12 protein-coding genes are annotated in these 16,737 nt (G+C 54.6%); 8 read left to right on the top strand and 4 right to left on the bottom strand.

Going from position 1 to position 16,737, the window contains the following annotated elements; genetic code table 11:
• Positions 1-117: 117 nt before the first annotated feature.
• The 4 genes from IQK56_RS13990 to IQK56_RS13975 all read left to right on the top strand — a co-directional run bounded on the left by IQK56_RS13990 (position 118) and on the right by IQK56_RS13975 (position 2,910).
• Entirely contained in the window at positions 118-417 is a 300-nt protein-coding gene (locus tag IQK56_RS13990) for a chorismate mutase (protein ID WP_193901736.1), read from the top strand.
• Positions 418-631: 214 nt separating this feature from the next.
• On the top strand, positions 632-1,717 hold the full coding sequence (locus IQK56_RS13985; RefSeq protein WP_150675927.1) for a type I restriction endonuclease: 1,086 nt from the start codon (positions 632-634) through the stop codon (positions 1,715-1,717).
• Between the two features lie 267 nt (positions 1,718-1,984).
• Positions 1,985-2,341 carry a hypothetical protein gene (locus tag IQK56_RS13980; protein WP_122307480.1) on the top strand — a complete coding sequence of 119 codons (357 nt, stop codon included), beginning with the start codon at positions 1,985-1,987 and terminating at the stop codon, positions 2,339-2,341.
• A gap of 71 nt (positions 2,342-2,412) precedes the next feature.
• On the top strand, positions 2,413-2,910 hold the full coding sequence (locus tag IQK56_RS13975; protein ID WP_193863826.1) for a GreA/GreB family elongation factor: 498 nt from the start codon (positions 2,413-2,415) through the stop codon (positions 2,908-2,910).
• Here the strand turns inward: IQK56_RS13975 and gdhA are convergent.
• Complete coding sequence (gene gdhA / locus IQK56_RS13970; RefSeq protein WP_122307482.1) at positions 2,907-4,244, bottom strand: NADP-specific glutamate dehydrogenase; 1,338 nt, start codon at positions 4,242-4,244, stop codon at positions 2,907-2,909. The genes IQK56_RS13975 and gdhA overlap by 4 nt on opposite strands.
• A gap of 299 nt (positions 4,245-4,543) precedes the next feature.
• Complete coding sequence (ettA, locus tag IQK56_RS13965) at positions 4,544-6,235, bottom strand: energy-dependent translational throttle protein EttA (RefSeq protein ID WP_193863825.1); 1,692 nt, start codon at positions 6,233-6,235, stop codon at positions 4,544-4,546.
• Positions 6,236-6,379: 144 nt separating this feature from the next.
• On the opposite strand from ettA, the gene IQK56_RS13960 reads away from it, so the two are divergent.
• Genes IQK56_RS13960 through IQK56_RS13945 form a run of 4 tightly spaced genes read left to right on the top strand, consistent with a single transcriptional unit; the run spans position 6,380 to position 11,830 of the window.
• Entirely contained in the window at positions 6,380-7,645 is a 1,266-nt protein-coding gene (locus IQK56_RS13960; RefSeq protein WP_193863824.1) for a tyrosine-type recombinase/integrase, read from the top strand.
• Positions 7,642-9,228, top strand: coding sequence for a site-specific integrase (locus IQK56_RS13955; protein WP_193863823.1), 1,587 nt, complete (start codon positions 7,642-7,644; stop codon positions 9,226-9,228). The genes IQK56_RS13960 and IQK56_RS13955 overlap by 4 nt, the downstream gene beginning before the upstream one ends.
• Positions 9,225-11,435 carry a hypothetical protein gene (locus IQK56_RS13950; protein ID WP_193863822.1) on the top strand — a complete coding sequence of 737 codons (2,211 nt, stop codon included), beginning with the start codon at positions 9,225-9,227 and terminating at the stop codon, positions 11,433-11,435. The genes IQK56_RS13955 and IQK56_RS13950 overlap by 4 nt, the downstream gene beginning before the upstream one ends.
• Positions 11,436-11,437: 2 nt before the next feature.
• On the top strand, positions 11,438-11,830 hold the full coding sequence (locus tag IQK56_RS13945; RefSeq protein ID WP_193863821.1) for a hypothetical protein: 393 nt from the start codon (positions 11,438-11,440) through the stop codon (positions 11,828-11,830).
• A gap of 626 nt (positions 11,831-12,456) precedes the next feature.
• Here the strand turns inward: IQK56_RS13945 and IQK56_RS13940 are convergent.
• Both IQK56_RS13940 and IQK56_RS13935 read right to left on the bottom strand, forming a co-directional pair.
• The gene (locus IQK56_RS13940; protein WP_193863820.1) at positions 12,457-14,217 is read right to left on the bottom strand and encodes an acyl-CoA dehydrogenase C-terminal domain-containing protein; all 1,761 of its coding nucleotides are present in this window, start codon (positions 14,215-14,217) and stop codon (positions 12,457-12,459) included.
• Between the two features lie 71 nt (positions 14,218-14,288).
• Positions 14,289-16,715, bottom strand: coding sequence for an efflux RND transporter permease subunit (locus tag IQK56_RS13935; protein WP_193901735.1), 2,427 nt, complete (start codon positions 16,713-16,715; stop codon positions 14,289-14,291).
• Between the last annotated feature and the right edge of the window lie 22 nt (positions 16,716-16,737).

Here is a 16,737-nt window from a genome sequence, read left to right as displayed (position 1 = left end):
CCCCGATGGCGGTGCATCAGCCAAATATTCAGTGACTGACACACCGCTATCGGGGGCAAGCCCCTCCCACATTTGCCCGTATTTATTCAGTTTCCATCTCAGGGAGTTCCAATCAACATGGCAGTTAACTGCAACACTCTCGAAGAAGTCCGTGACAACATCGACCGCCTCGACCAACAAATCGTCAGCCTGCTGGCTGAACGTGGCGGCTACGTATCCCAGGCAGCCCGCTTTAAAAAGGATGCAGATGCGGTCAAGGCACCACAACGGGTTGAACAGGTGATCGCCAAGGTGCGGGACTTGTCGCACACGTTGGGCGCCAATCCAGAAGTCACCGAGCAGGTCTATCGCGCATTGATTTCGGCGTTTATTCAGCAAGAGTTGGCTGAGCATGCGGCACGCGGTCGAGTGGGGTAAAAATTGGCAAATTTATTCGCTGATATAGAAATCCTTTAGGCATCTTCAAGCCACTGATTAATAAGGAGGAAACCTCAGCCTATTTTTTAGCTTTTTCTAATTGATACCAACTTGCTTTTACTGCCCTCGCTTTATGAGGATTTGTGGCTAGTCTCGGATAGCAATCAAATTGCCACCAAGTCTATCCACGGATCTGAATAGGTAGAGGCTGACTATGGATTTTTTTGAAAAGCTTACCAGTCTGGCAGCAAAAGTTCGGTTACAGGGCCCTGCCATTCAAACGGAAGAAGCTACAAAAAATGCTTTCGTAATGCCTTTCATAAACACTGTGCTGGGTTATGACGTGTTTGATCCCCAGGAAGTGACGCCTGAGTTCGTCTGCGATGTGGGAACTAAAAAAGGCGAAAAGATCGACTACGCAATCATGAAAAACGGTGAGGTTCAAATACTCATCGAATGCAAAAAAATCGGCGAGTCACTGAGCATTAATCACGCCTCTCAGCTTTTTCGATACTTTCATGTGACAAGCGCAAGAATCTCCATTCTCACAAACGGCCAGGTATACAGATTTTTTACCGACTTGGACGCCCCCAACAAAATGGACGAAAAGCCATTTTTGGAACTCGACTTGCTGGACATTGACGAATATTCCGTGCCGGAACTGATCAAGCTTACTAAGTCGGCTTTCGATGTAGACTCGATCATCAATGCTGCAGGAGAGCTGAAGTACGTCAGCCAACTCAAGAAAATTATCGGCGCTCAGGTCAGTAAACCAGAAGACGAGTTCGTGAAATTCTTCGCATCCCGCGTTTATGACGGCGTCATCACGCAGAAAGTGCGTGAACAGTTTTTTGAACTGACTCGAAAAGCGCTAGCGCAATTTCTGAATGATCAAATCAATGATCGACTCAAGTCAGCCATGAGCGGCGTAATTCAACCGACTATCGCCTCGATGCCAGTGGCAAACAGCGCGATTTCTGATACGCAGGACCGCGATGAATCAGAAGACAAGATCCTGACGACACTTGAAGAGTTAGAGGGTTATCACATCGTCAGGGCAGTTGTGAGATCGGTGGTAGATGCCAAGCGAATTGTTCAGCGAGATACTCAAAGCTATTTTGGAATTTTGCTGGACGACAACAATCGCAAGCCGATTTGTCGCCTTCACTTCAACCGCAGTCAGAAGTACCTCGGGATATTCGACGAGGAAAAAAATGAAACCCGCCATGCGATTTCGTCCATTGATGAGATTTACGAGTATGCGGATCAATTGAAAAAGACAGTGGGTTATTACGACTAGGGGCGGACAATACCCCCTGTGGCGAGGGAGCTTGCTCCCGTTGGGCTGCGCAGCAGCCCTGAAACCAGGTACAGCGCTCTTTCTGGATAATCTCCATTGGCTGTATTGGGGCTGCTGCGCAGCCAACGCGGGCAAGCACGCTCGCCACAAACGCCCACCTGCACAGTCCATAGCGGTCTACAGATTTCTCACACGCGTTTCACATCTCCCCGACGAATCCCCTTCTAGACTTCCCTTATCAGCCGTGAAACGGCCAGGGAGTACGCCATGTGGCGGTATGCGGTAATGCTGTGTGCGGTGGTGTGGCTGGCGGGTTGTCAATCGACTCACCAGGAGTTGTTGGCCAAAGGCTATCCACCGGCTTTTGCCGATGGTTTTGATGACGGCTGCAGCAGCGGTCGCCAGGCGGCTGGGGTGATTACCGGGACGTTTCGCAAGAACGTGCCGCGCTACCTGAAAGACCGGGAGTACGCCGAAGGCTGGGAAGACGGTTTTCGCCAGTGCAAGGCCATGCGTGAAAACGAAGAGCTACGCGACTACAAGGACAATCACTGGGACGACCGTGAACGTGCCTGGCAGCAAGAGAAGGACCGCGATGCCGCCCGGGCCTATCGCTCGCAATAGGTCGCTTTCAGACATCCATCGAAACTAAAGCGCGGCGACCATGGCCCAAGCTCCATTAGAGGGAGAACACCATGAGCCGAGCTTTTGTGAATGAAGACAACGCCGCTGCCCAGGCCGATCAGCCGGTGGAGCGGCAGGTCAGCGAGCAGCCCAATCGCGTAACCGCGCAAGGGTTGGCGCAGTTGCAGGCCAAGGTTGCGCAACTACAGGCCGAATACAGCGCCGAGTCCGCCAAGGGCGAACAGGCCGATAAGCAGCGCCAGGCCGATCTCGAGCGGGATTTGCGCTATTTCAACCAGCGGGTGCACAGCGCCCAAGTGGTGACGTCAGCCACTTCCACCGACAAGGTACAGATCGGCAGCTGGGTCACTTTCGCCAATGAACAGGACGAGCAGCAGCGCATCCAGTTGGTCGGTGAAGACCAGGCCGACGCGACTGCAGGCCTGATCAACTGGGCTTCACCCCTGGGTCGCGCTTTGCTGGGCGCCCAGATCGGCGACGAGGTGCTGTGGCAGCGCCCCGTCGGCGATCAGTTGATCGAGGTGCTGCTTATCGAAGCCGAGACTTAGACGATGCCTTGGGCCAGCATCGCGTCGGCGACTTTCACGAAGCCGGCGATGTTCGCGCCCTTCACGTAGTTGATCCGGCCGTTTTCTTCGCCGTAGTGCACGCACGCGTGGTGGATCGACTGCATGATGTTGTGCAGCTTGCTGTCCACCTCACCGGCGGTCCACAGCAGGCGCATGGCGTTCTGCGACATCTCCAGGCCACTCACCGCCACGCCACCGGCATTCGACGCTTTGCCCGGCGCGAAGAGAATACCCGCCTCGATAAAGATATCCACAGCCTCAAGCGTGGTCGGCATGTTGGCGCCTTCGGCCACGCAGATGCAGCCGTTGCGCAGCAAGGTGCGGGCGGCGGCGGCGTCCAGTTCGTTCTGGGTGGCGCATGGCAGGGCGATATCGCAGGCCAGCTCCCAAGGCGCTTGGTCCTTGCGGAACTCCAGGCCGAAACGCTCGGCCAATTCGCTGATGCGACCGCGCTGAACGTTTTTCAGCTCCAACAGGGCTGACCATTGCTCTTCGGTCAAACCGCTTTCGGCGTACAGGGTGCCCTCGGAGTCGGACAGGGAAATTACCTTGCCGCCCAGGTCCATGACTTTGCGTGCCGCGTATTGCGCCACGTTGCCGGAGCCGGACACCGCCACACGCTTGCCCTCAACCCGCTGGCCGTCGCGCTTGAGCATTTCTTCAGCGAAGTACACACAGCCAAAACCAGTGGCTTCCGGGCGGATCAGGCTGCCACCGTAAGTCATGCCTTTGCCGGTCAACACCGAGGTGAACTGGTTGCTCAGGCGCTTGTACTGGCCAAACAGGAAACCGATTTCGCGGGCGCCTACGCCGATATCGCCAGCCGGCACATCCACATCCGCGCCGATATGGCGGTACAGCTCGCTCATGAACGCCTGGCAGAAGCGCATGACTTCTGCGTCGCTCTTACCTTTTGGATCAAAGTCCGAGCCGCCCTTGCCGCCGCCCATGGGCAACGAGGTAAGGGAATTCTTGAAGGTTTGTTCGAAGGCGAGGAATTTCAGCACACCCAGGTTGACCGACGGGTGGAAGCGCAGGCCGCCTTTGTACGGGCCGATGGCGCTGTTCATCTGGATACGGAAACCGCGATTGACCTGGACCTTGCCGTGATCATCGACCCATGACACCCGGAAGGTAATCGCACGCTCCGGCTCGCAGATGCGTTCCAGGATGCCCGAGTTCAGGTAGTGAGGATTGGCTTCAAGAAACGGCCACAGACTGCGTAGGACTTCTTCTACAGCCTGGTGAAATTCTGGCTGGTCTGGGTCGCGTTTTTTCAGGCGGGCAAGGAAGGATTCGACGGATTCGATCATGAAAAGTCTCGGCAAATTGATTGTTTTTAAGGGAGATTGGGCCGGACTTTATCAATTCATGTCGCACTGCGACAGGGCAAAATGTCGCCTTTGTGAATTTAAATGGTGCATTGGATATAACTGTATCCAGTTTTACCGTGTTTTATGCACTTAAAAGGGGATTTCAAATCACCACATGCACCAACAGATAAATTGCTGTCGAGGGCAAGCCCCCTCCCACATTTGATCGGTGTGAGTCAGGAAAAATGCGCAAAAAAAAACGGAGCCCGAGGGCTCCGCATTTTTTCAAACCCGCCGGATCAGGCGAGTTTTTTGTGGCGCACACGGTGTGGCTGGGCAGCAGCGTCGCCCAAGCGCTTTTTACGGTCCGCTTCGTACTCGGTGTAGTTACCTTCGAAGAACACGGCTTGCGAGTCGTCTTCGTACGCCAGGATGTGGGTCGCGACGCGGTCAAGGAACCACCGATCGTGAGAGATCACAATGGCGGCGCCCGGGAAGTCCAGCAGGGCTTCTTCCAGGGAACGCAGGGTTTCTACGTCGAGGTCGTTGGACGGTTCGTCGAGCAGCAACACGTTGCCGCCCTCTTTCAGGGTCAGGGCCAGGTGCAAGCGGCCACGCTCACCACCGGACAGGTCCTTGACGAACTTCTGCTGGTCGCCGCCCTTGAAGTTGAAACGACCGACATAGGTGCGCGACGGGATTTCATAGTTGCCGATGCGGATCTGGTCGGAGCCGTCGGAGATTTGCTGGAACACCGTCTTGCTGCCATCCAGGTCATCGCGGCTCTGGTCCACACAGGCCAGTTGCACGGTTTCGCCGACTTCAATGGTGCCCGAATCCGGAGTTTCCTTGCCCATCAGCATGCGGAACAGCGTGGATTTACCCGCACCGTTACCACCAATAACGCCGACGATCGCGCCTTTTGGCATGGAGAACGACAGATTGTCGATCAGCACGCGGTCGCCATAGCCTTTGGAAACGTTCTTGAACTCGATAACCTTGTCACCCAGGCGCGGACCGGCGGGGATGTAGATCTCGTTGGTTTCGCTGCGCTTCTGGAATTCCTGCGACTGCATTTCTTCAAAGCGTTGCAGACGAGCCTTGGATTTGGACTGGCGGGCCTTGGCGCCTTTGCGCACCCACTCCAGTTCTTCCTTCATGGCTTTTTCATGGGCCGATTGCTGCTTGGATTCGGCGGCCAGACGGTCGGATTTGGCTTCCAGCCAACCGGAGTAGTTGCCCTCGTAAGGGATACCCGCGCCACGGTCGAGCTCAAGGATCCAGCCGGCTACGTTGTCCAGGAAGTACCGGTCGTGCGTGATCGCAACCACGGTGCCCGGGAAATCGTGAAGGAAGTGTTCCAACCAGGCGACGGAATCGGCGTCCAAGTGGTTGGTGGGTTCGTCGAGCAGCAGCATATCGGGGGCCGACAGTAGCAGGCGGCACAGGGCCACACGACGTTTTTCACCACCTGACAGGAATTCGACCTTGGCGTCCCACGCCGGCAGGCGCAGCGCGTCGGCGGCGACTTCCAGCTGGCGCTCCAGGTTGTGACCGTCGCCGGCCTGCAGGATGGCTTCGAGCTTGGCCTGTTCGGCGGCGAGTTTGTCGAAGTCGGCATCTTCTTCAGCGTAAGCCGCGTAGACCTCGTCCAGGCGCGCCTGGGCGTTCTTGATCACGGCAACGGCTTCTTCGACCACTTCGCGCACGGTTTTGGTCGGGTCGAGGATTGGTTCTTGCGGCAGGTAACCGATGTTCAGTTCCGGCATCGGGCGGGCTTCGCCTTCGAACTCGGTGTCGACGCCAGCCATGATTTTCAGCAACGTGGACTTACCCGAACCGTTGAGGCCGAGCACGCCGATCTTGGCGCCGGGGAAGAAGGACAGCGAAATGTTTTTCAGGATTTCCCGCTTCGGCGGAACAACTTTTCCCAGCCGATGCATGGTGAAGACGTAAGAACCTGTTTGTCCGTGCTTGTCACCTTTTGCCATTTTTATTACACCTATGATTCAGATATGGTGGGGCTTTGCTGTATTTTTTCAGCACGCGATACGGAATAAAAAAAGTCATGTTTCTAATGGAGCCTGATTTTATTCGTTACTATACTTGAAAAAGTTAAGTTTTGGAGGCGAATCGTGAGTCATCAGATTGTAGCGATAAGGATCAATGGTGTTAGAGGAAAGGTGCTGGTGCAAGAGCACATGCCTGCTTACTACCCGAACCTTTATGTGACTTTAGAGCAGTCGGGCCGGGCGTTAAACACGCAGCACAAATATTTGGAGCACATCGGGGTCGTTGAGGACTTTCTGAAGCATGAGTCGATTGACCTGATCGCTCGCCTAGAGGAGCGGCCGACGTCGCGCTACCTGACTGATAGTGAGATCTCACGATTTGTCGCCGACGCGGCATTATACAAGTCCACTTTGGACACAAAGTATACAGGTATACGTTTGGCGCCTGCGGCCTACAAGACAGTGGGTAGAGTCCATGCGCAGCAGCGACTTGAAGCCGTGCGCGACTACCTCAAATTTCTGTACGAAAAGCTGGGTGACGAGACGACGCGAGATGCAGCCCTTGATGAGGTCGAGCGGCGCATCAATCGCAAGATAAAGGCAGCCAAGCCTGCCTGGAAGAAAGTCAGAAATGATGATATGAAAGGTCTGACCAGCCAGGAGCGAGAGCGTCTTCTAGAGATCATGCGTCCTGAGAGTGCTGAGAACCCCTTCGCAAATGAAGCTCTGAAGCTGCGTAATTACATTATTTTGCTCTTGGGCCTTGATCTGGGGCTACGCCGGTCCGAAATGCTTCTGATTAAGCTCGGCGATATTCGGTGGCATAGCCGGGAACTCTCGGTCGTCAATCTTGAGAGTGAGGCAATCGACCCACGCATGCTGGCTCCGCAATTCAAAACCCACGAACGAATGCTGGAAATGGGTGACGACCTTATCTTCGCACTCAAGAAATATATCGACACCTACCGTGTCTTTACGAGGGGGCCGTCGGATGCCAAAAAACACCCTTTTCTGCTGGTGTCTCATCGACGCAATGATGGTAGGCCGCTGAGCGTTAAAGCCCTTGATGGCATCCTACCCCGGGTTGGCAAAGTAGCGCCCGAACTGGCGCATATTCACCCTCATGTGTTGCGTCACGATGCAGTCTACACGCTGCTAGAGAGCATGCGAGAGGAGTTGGAAACACACACCCCAGAAGATCGCACAACAAAAGCTCAAAAAATCCTAACCTATGCTTTTGGATGGAGTCCCCAATCCAATATGCCGAACCTCTATGGGGCGAAATTTTGGAAGGAAGAAGCAAATAAGGCGATGAAAAAACGCTCGGATAAATTCAAGGCTATCAGAGAGAGTGTCGAGGCTGAAGTTCGCAGGAGACACGCAGAGTGAATGTCGCAATTTCAGCACTTGAAGTTCCCACGCAGAACTCTTTTGATGCATGGCTGATTACACCTCGCCTTGCCAAATGCGGCCTGCTGTTCACCCCATCTGAACCGATGTGGTGGCCTGATAGGTCATCCCGTAATGCGATCAATTGGCAAGCTGCAATCCGCTGCGTTCCATTCGATTGGCAACGCTGGTTACACGCCGCTTTGGCCTATCGCATGGCAGAGGTTTCACAGGGAACTATTGGCCTAGCTGCCTCAATTCTGTCGCGCGCTGCGCAGGTGGGACTAGATCCCCTCAATGAGAATCACCTGATTGATTTGCGCGAGCGTTTTAATATGGGGGAGTTTTCCGCGCTGGTCGGCTTCATGGGATTTTGGCAAGCATGCGAATCGCTTGAACAGCGACCTTCGAAAGCCTTGATTGAAGCTTATAACGCGATCCCCAAAAAGAAGCGGCCGCGAAATGATGTCATCTTGCGCCTAGATCCTGAACAGGGGCCGTTCACGCAGATGGAGCAGGACGCCCTGCACCAGTGGACGCATGAACAGTTCTGTCACGGTAATTTAGATCCTGAGCGCTATCTCTATTTGCGCCTGGCGATGATCTACGGACAGCGTGGCTCACAACTACGCATGATGGTCTTTGATGACTTTATCAAAACCGAACAGGGCTATCTTATTCGAATATTTTGGGCGAAGCAGAAAGGCGATGATTCGGGATGGCGAGAAAAATCCGAGACCTTCAACTTAGATGAAGATCTTTACAATACCGTGCAGGCATATAAGGCTCTTATTCAAGCCCAACTTGAGCGGGAGTATCCTGATCGAGCCAATTGGTGTAAGGCGATTGGAAACGTACCACTCTTTCGTCGCAAACGAGACAATGAAAGAAGGGAGATTAAGTCAATTCCCGTGTTAGTTGATCTTCCTGATCAAAAAGTGTTGGAGCAGGGCCCACAGGCGAAGTTTCATATCACCGGTGGAATGATAAGACTTTGGTTGTGGCAAATGGAGAGTATGCTTGGCTTTCCTATCTCGCCGCGTACACATCAGCCTCTGAAAATTTCTAAAGGCCATCGCTTCAGGCATACGCTCGGTACCGATCTCTCGAACGCGGGGTTGGATGAGTGGTCCATCGCTAGTGCACTAATGCATTCCGGCACACGCACCGTCCGTAAATACAGAGCGGTATCAGCTGAGTTAATGAGCCTGATTGACGAAAAGATGAGTGATCATCTGGCACTAGTCGTGGGAGCGTTTACGGGCTTTATTGTGACGGATCGTTCTTCTGCCAAAAATGGAGATCGTGTGGACCGCCTAATCGAGGACCTTGCTGTCTGCGGCGCCGATCAAACCTGCTTTTTGGATGCACCATTTACATGTTATGGCTGCATTAAATTTCAGCCACTCGTTGACGCGGATCATGGCGCCGCACTTGCTCGGCTTGAACGCCGCCGTGCGCAAACTATTACCAACGATAAAACAACGGGAGTGCTATGGGACCGTGCAATTCTAGCATGTCGCAAGGTGATTCTTGATTGCAACGCGCTGCGAAAATCACGCATGGATGGACGTGCAATATGAGCAATATCATCGATTTTAAACCCCTTAGTCACCTTAAAGCCGCCGCACAGCTTGATGCTTTTATCACTTGGGCGCAAGCCACTTTGCCCAAGGGCGTTGCTAATCAACGGGTCCATGCTGGGATTCGATGGGATATGGACTCATGGCATAATTCTGGAATTAGCAGCTGCGCCTTCACTGCACATGGATCACCGAGAAATTCGAATGCGAAAGACAAAAAATATATGCAACCGCCATTCATGGATTTCACCAAAGCGGTAATTGTGTATCACTGCGTATTTCGAAGAAAGAAATCGGCTAAGGACATACTTTCCGGTGCGAGAATTCTTGAGGTTGCGCTGTTCGAGATGACTGGAACAAATGACGTGACGAGAGTTTCGGCTGTTATCTGCAACAGAGCTTGTGAACAACTAGAGACTGAGTATCCTGATGGAAATAGTGCGTACAATAGGAGCAAATTTCTCGAACAGATTATCGTGTTAATGAAGGATAAAGGATTACTCGCAAAGCCATTTCGATGGACGTCGCCGCTGCGATACAAGGACTCGGGTACACTGAAGGAGCAGCAGAAAAATAACGAAAAAAAACTGCCGAGCCGTGAATCGATTCGAGCCTTGGGCGAGCTATTTAATAATGATCTGACCAGTTCGCTAGACATTATAACAGTCTCAGCATGTGCCCTTTTGCTCAGTCAGCCTAGTCGCGTAGGAGAATTAGCCGATGTCGAACGTGACTGCGTTGTATTCAAAGATGATGCCGAGGGTGGTCATCGAATGTTCCTGCGATGGTACGCCGAGAAGGGCTGTGGAGCGACAACGAAGCCCGTTGTGACAGGCATGGGATCTTCAGTGGAACGCTTGATTAAGCTGCTAACACCTATCACCGATGAGGCCCGCACATATGCAGCGTGGCTCGAAGATCACCCCGACGAATTTCCCCCGCATGAGGGTGTACCCACGAAAGGTCAAGATGATCCTCTCTCGTATGATGAGGCATGCGCGGCGCTCAAAACTAAAGTTTATGGAGATGAACTAGCGCGAAAAGTTTTTGAAATTAAATGGCTCGCCCCCCTAGCAAAACGCACAGCATTAACACCCCATACACGGACGATACTGGATGAAATACGGCAAGGATGGGACACCGGCAAGGGAAAGCGTGTTTATGTGAACGGTAGACTTAATCACTATCAGTATAACGATAAAGCGGTCATTACATTACGAAAGCTCAATATCCTTGTGCGCGAAAAATACCTGCCTAGAGACTTCCCGTACACCACACCTGTGGAAGACGGGAAAAAGCGCGTGAAGTATCGGGATGCATTATTTACGGTGCGAACTGGAAGCCTACCCGATGAGACAAAAAACAATTTCGCAATGCAACGTGATTTTGGAGTAGAAATTGCCGTCGGCCATACGCGAATGACAGCGCAATTAGGAGGGGCTTCGCAATCACAAAGTATCTTCCAGCGACACGGGTACGGGGATCTAAAGGTGAACACGCACGCTTTTCGTCACGAACTGAATACGGAAATGCATCGGGCAGGCCTTTCGCAACTGCTGATTGATGCGTTTTCTGGACGCACTACCCAAGGGTCGGTCTATAATCATATAACTGTTGAAGAACAGCGCCAAGCGGTTGCCGCAGTGCACCCTAAGACCAAGCAGACTAATGCAGCAAAGTGCTTAGATAAAATTCATACGAATGAACCTTTGAATCTCAGTGATTTGATTGCTATTAGTGAGGGTAACCAAGATCGAGTCATTCATAAAACTCACCTCGGTCTTTGTATACATTCGTTTGAGAGTGAACCCTGCCCTAAAATGGGGGCGTGTTTGACTTGTGGAAACTTGGCTTGTGTGAAGGGTGATGATGTAAAGCTAGCCAATCTTAAGGAAGAGAGGGCTTACCTAAAGCAGCGCTATGAAAAAGCGGCGACTGCCGAAGCTCAAGCAGACTTCGGCGCCTCTGATTGGCGTAAAAAAACAGGGCTAGACCTATTCAAATGCGATACGTTGATCAAAGTCTTAGAGAGTCCTGAGCTCAAGAACGGGGACATTGTGTGGAATGTTGATAATGGTTGGAACTTGACCAAAAATGCTGCCGCAATGGCGGGACTTATCAACGCAAAAACAATTGAAGTACCAAAACAAGAGGCGCTGTCTTCTTTAGACAAGCTGGCGGACATGCTAGACAGTATTGAGGTATAGATGTGGGGCATTTGACGAAGAAAGACGAAGCGCGCATCGTCAAGTTGATTCAAGATTGGTCTGAACCTAAGCTGACTTGGCCTCTTCTAGTCGAGGCCTGCAAAACCAAGCTGAGCATCAATAGGGCTCGCCAGTCCTTGATGAAACTGTCAGCGGTAGACATGGCAATGAAGGATCGCAAGGCTGCGCTCAAAGCGCCAACTGAAAAGCCAGGGTGGGTTAAAGACATCCAGCTAGCAAATGAGCGCATTGAAAAGTTGACTGAAGCAAATCAGCTGCTTAAGGCTGTTAATCAACAACTTCTTGCGCGCTTCCTCACTTGGCAGGCCAATGCGGATATGCATGGCGTATCTCAAGCGATGCTGGATCGACCGTTGGTTCATTTCAGGAAGTAATCTAAGAGATCCCAGGAATGTATGTACATCGATTATGTTTAATTGCATTGGCTTGACCAACCATTTGCATTGCCGCAGCGACATCAACAACAGGGTAACGGCCTATTGGCCTTTCTTACGCCTCTCGGTGCTTGCGCACCGGGCGCCGCTGAGATTTCCAGTTCCTGTGCAAAAGACAGCCTGACGTGCACTGGTCTCAGACCGGACGGCATCACTGGGTAATTGCACTGACTTGACCACCTATTTGCATTCGACCTACCAGCTGTTTGCATTGGATTTGACCAGGTGCTTCGTCGCCATGATCGGCAGCCCCCAAAAGCTGCCCTTCAGCATCGGAACCACCGGCCAAAAGTGTTCTTTCCAACAGATAACGACGATTCGACTCACCTACGCCAAATTCGCGGATCACAGGTCTGAACTATAAGATTGTTGGTTGATTGCTTGTCGAAATGCTTCCCATGTAGTGATCAACCGGCCCCCATTTTTCTGATGCATATGCCACCGAGAACTCGGTTGACACTCGAAGGCAATTCCAAAATGGTGGCACACCAAGGTAAGCCCATTGGCATTCCCTGGTGTTGATAGTCAACGGGTACCCGCGGGTTTCGGCAAAATGAAACCGGCCTTCAGAAATTCTCGGCGTCCAAACGGAACAGGTCTGTGCTGCCAGCGCGAATCGAAGTGTCCAGGCTCTCGATACGCGGCAACAAACGGCTGAAGAAGAACGCCGCCGTCGCCTGTTTCGCTTGGTGGAACGGGCTGTTGTCAGTCGCCACCCCCGCCATTCGTGCCCACATGTAGGCGTAGGCCACGTAACCGAACAGCTGCAAATACTCCACGCAGGAACTGCCGACCAGGTTGGCGTCCGATTTGGCGTGTTGCATCAGCCAGTCGCTGAGGACTTCCAGGCGTTCGACAGCGCCAGCCAGTTCGACGGCGTGGGGCGCGTTCGGCAGCTGGACGAATTGTTCGATTTCCTTGGTGAATACCCGCAGCGCAGCGCCGCCATTGCCCAGCACTTTTCGTCCCAGCAGATCCAGCGCTTGGATGCCATTTGTGCCTTCGTAGATCTGCGCGATGCGCACGTCGCGAACCAATTGCTCCTGGCCCCATTCGCGAATGTAGCCGTGGCCGCCAAACACTTGCTGGCCGAGTACGCAGCTATCGAGCCCGGTGTCGGTGAAGAACGCTTTGGCCACTGGTGTCAGCAGTGCCACGAGTTGTGCGGCACGCTGCTGTTCGCCGGTGTCATCGGAAAACTTCGCCAGGTCCAGTTGTTGCCCGACATAGCAGGCGAACGCGCGGCCACCTTCGGTCATGGCTTTCATGCTCAACAGCATGCGGCGCACGTCGGGGTGGACGATGATCGGGTCGGCGATCTTGTCGGCTGCTACCGGCCCACCCGGTGCGCGGCTTTGCAGGCGATCAAGGGCATAGGTGCGTGCATTCTGGTACGACGCTTCAGCGCAGCCCAGGCCCTGAATGCCGATGGACAGGCGCTCGTAATTCATCATGGTGAACATGGCGGCCAGGCCTTTGTTTTCCTCGCCGATCAACCAGCCTTGCGCGTCATCGAAGTTCATCATACAGGTGGCCGAGGCCTTGATGCCCATCTTGTGCTCGATGGAGCCGCAGCTGACAGCGTTGGTGTCGCCCAGCGAACCGTCATCGTTGACCAGGCGCTTGGGCACCAGGAACAGCGAAATGCCTTTGGGCCCGGCTGGTGCGTCCGGCAGTTTGGCCAACACCAGGTGGATGATATTTTCTGTCAGGTCTTGCTCGCCACCGGTGATGAAAATCTTGCTGCCGCTGATGCGGTAGCTGCCATCCGCCTGGACCTGCGCCCGGGTGCGAATCAGGCCCAGGTCGGTGCCAGCGTGGGCTTCGGTCAGGCACATGGACCCGGCCCAGCGGCCTTCGTACAGGGGCGGCAAATAGCAATTCTTCAGCTTCGCACTGGCGTGCGCATCGATGGCCAGGCACGCCCCGGAGCTCAAGGCCGAGTACAGCGCAAAGCTGCAGTTGGCGGCGTAGAGCATCTCTTCGAAGCACACCGCGAGCATCTTCGGCATACCCATGCCTCCGAACACCGGGTTGCCGCTCAGGCCGACCCAACCGCCTTCGGCATAGGTCGCATAAGCCTCTTTGAAGCCGGCGGGCGTGCGCACATGCCCTTGATGCCATTGCGCGCCTTCTTCGTCGCCGCTGCGGTTGAGCGGGGCGAGCAGGGCGCCCGTGATCTTTCCGGCTTCGTCGAGAATCGCCTCGGCGGTTTGCCAATCGAGGATGTCTGCCAGTGCCGGCAGGCGCGCCCAGAGCGCGGGTGCGGCAAAAACCTCGTTCAGCACAAAGCGCATGTCGGTTAACGGAGCATTGAATTCAGGCATTGCAGAACCTCAAAAAAAATATCTAAGCCCAGGCGTGCGGGACTTCCGGGTTCACGACGAACTGTCATTGGTCAATATGCACGCCGCAGCAAAAAATGCGACAGCGCAGGAATCAGCACCAGCGCCCCGACCATGTTCCAGATGAACATGAACGTCAGCAGAATGCCCATGTCCGCCTGGAACTTGATCGGTGACCAGGCCCAGGTGACCACGCCCGCCGCCAGCGTGATGCCGACCAGCGCCACCACCTTGCCGGTAAAGCGCACCGAGTTGCGGTAGGCCTCAGTCAATGAAAGACCGGCGCGTTGTTGAGCCAATTGCACGCTGAGCAGGTACAGCGCGTAATCCACGCCAATGCCGACACCCAACGCAATCACCGGCAACGTCGCGACCTTCACGCCCATACCCAGCCAGACCATCAGCGCCTCGCACAGAATCGAAGTCAGCACCAGCGGCACCACCGCCACCACCACCGCGCGCCAACTGCGGAAAGTGATGAAGCACAACACGATCACCGCGGCATACACGTAGAGCAGCATGGTGTGGTTGGCATCGCGCACGACAATGTTGGTCGCCGCCTCGATTCCGGCGCTGCCCGCCGCCAGCATGAACTGACGATCAGGCGTGCTGTGTTCGTTGGCGAAGGCTTGTGACACCTGCACCACCCTGTCGAGGGTTTCGGCCTTGTGGTCAGACAGGTAGGCGATGATCGGCATCATTGAGCAGTCGCTATTGAACAGTTCCGGGTTGTTGACCGAGGCCTGTTGCGCCGCGTAGTTCAGGACGTTTTGATTGCGTGCAAGGGTCAGCCATTTCGGGTTGCCCTCGAACGACCCCGCCGTGATCTGCCGCACCGCGTTGACCAGCGAAACCGTGGTCTGTACCCCCGGTTGCTGCTGCAACAACCAGCCCAGCCGATCCGCCTCCACCAGTGTTTCATACTTCAGGCAGCCCTCCTTCGGGGTCTTGAGCATGATTGCGAACTGGTCACTGGACAGCGAATAGTTGGCGGTGATGTAGGCGTTATCGCGGTTGTAGCGCGAGTCTGAACGCAGCTCCGGCGCCCCGGGATCGAGGTCACCGATTTTCAGGTGCGAGCTGACAATCAGTCCGACGATCGCTAGTAAACCGGCGACGGCGATTGCCCCGCTGGCCCAGCGTCGTTCGGTGAAACGCTCGAGAAAAGTCCAGAATCCCTTGCCTGGCCCGGGTTGATTTTCGGCACGCAGGCTGCGCTCTGCCGCCTTGCGACTGACACCGAAATACGAGAGCAACACCGGCAGCAACACCAAATTGGTGAAGATCAACACCGCGACGCCAATGCTCGCCGTGATCGCCAGGTCCTGGATCACTGGAATGTCCACCAGCATCAGCACCGCGAAGCCCACCGCATCGGCGAGCAACGCCGTCAGCCCGGCGAGAAACAGGCGTCGGAAGGTGTAACGCGCGGCGATCAGTTGGTGGGTGCCGCGCCCCACGTCCTGCATGATGCCGTTCATCTTTTGCGCGCCGTGGGACACGCCGATGGCAAACACCAGAAACGGCACCAGGATCGAGAACGGATCCAGCTCGAAACCGAGCAGCGCCACCAGCCCGAGTTGCCAGACCACGGCAACCACCGAGCAACTGATCACCAACGCGGTGCTGCGGGCGCAGCGGGTGAAGTAATAGATGATCGCGGTGGCGATCAACGCGGCGACGCCGAAGTACAGCATCACCAGCATCAGGCCATCGATCAGGTCACCCACCAGTTTGGCAAAACCGATGACGCGGATCTTGATCGGGCCCTTACCCTCCTCGCCCGAGCCGCGTGAAGCGCCTTGACCGGAATACTCATAGCGATTACGCAGCTTCTCCTCCAGCTGGCGCGAGAAGGCGTGGTAATCAATGGACTTGCCAGTGACCGGGTCTTTCTCCAATAAGGGCACGAAAATCATGCTGGACTTGAAGTTGTTGCCAATCAGGCTGCCGACGATGCCGGACCGAGCGATGTTCATCCGCAGCTGTTGCACCGACTGTTGCGAGCCGTCATAGGAGTCGGGCATCACCGGGCCGCCCTGAAACCCTTCCTCGGTGACCTCGGTCCAGCGCACGGACGGGGTCCAGAGCGATTTCATCCAGGCGCGGTCGACACCGGGCATCAGGAACAGCTCGTCGCTGATCTCCTTCAACGCGTCCAGATAATGCTGGTCAAAGATGTCGCCATCACTGCTTTCAACCACCACCCGCACCGCATTGCCGAGCCCCCGCAGGGCCTGGCGATTGTCCAGGTAGTTTTTGATGAACGGCTGATTATGCGGGATCATCTTCTCGAAACTGGCATTGAGCGTCAGCCGCGATGCGGCGAAAAAGCTCAAGGCAACCGTCACCAGCAGACAGGCCAAAACCACCCACAGGCGGTTGTTGAAAATCAGGCGTTCCAAGCGATTGCCGGAGCGTGCATCGAAGCCCTTGAGCTCGCGAATCACCGGCATCGTATCGAGTTCGTATTTACCCATGAGGCAACGGCTCTCTTTGTTT

Source organism: Pseudomonas cyclaminis, from assembly GCF_015163715.1.
GTDB lineage: Bacteria > Pseudomonadota > Gammaproteobacteria > Pseudomonadales > Pseudomonadaceae > Aquipseudomonas > Aquipseudomonas cyclaminis.
The sequence above is the reverse complement of the archived record's forward strand: the minus strand, read 5'-3'. Positions and strand labels throughout refer to the sequence as shown.

Coding starts and splice junctions, on each gene's coding strand:
- IQK56_RS13990 (WP_193901736.1), top strand. CDS start 118: ATGGCAGTTAACTGCAACACTCTCGAAGAAGTCCGTGACAACATCGAC.
- IQK56_RS13985 (WP_150675927.1), top strand. CDS start 632: ATGGATTTTTTTGAAAAGCTTACCAGTCTGGCAGCAAAAGTTCGGTTA.
- IQK56_RS13980 (WP_122307480.1), top strand. CDS start 1,985: ATGTGGCGGTATGCGGTAATGCTGTGTGCGGTGGTGTGGCTGGCGGGT.
- IQK56_RS13975 (WP_193863826.1), top strand. CDS start 2,413: ATGAGCCGAGCTTTTGTGAATGAAGACAACGCCGCTGCCCAGGCCGAT.
- gdhA (WP_122307482.1), bottom strand. CDS start 4,244: ATGATCGAATCCGTCGAATCCTTCCTTGCCCGCCTGAAAAAACGCGAC.
- ettA (WP_193863825.1), bottom strand. CDS start 6,235: ATGGCAAAAGGTGACAAGCACGGACAAACAGGTTCTTACGTCTTCACC.
- IQK56_RS13950 (WP_193863822.1), top strand. CDS start 9,225: ATGAGCAATATCATCGATTTTAAACCCCTTAGTCACCTTAAAGCCGCC.
- IQK56_RS13940 (WP_193863820.1), bottom strand. CDS start 14,217: ATGCCTGAATTCAATGCTCCGTTAACCGACATGCGCTTTGTGCTGAAC.
- IQK56_RS13935 (WP_193901735.1), bottom strand. CDS start 16,715: ATGGGTAAATACGAACTCGATACGATGCCGGTGATTCGCGAGCTCAAG.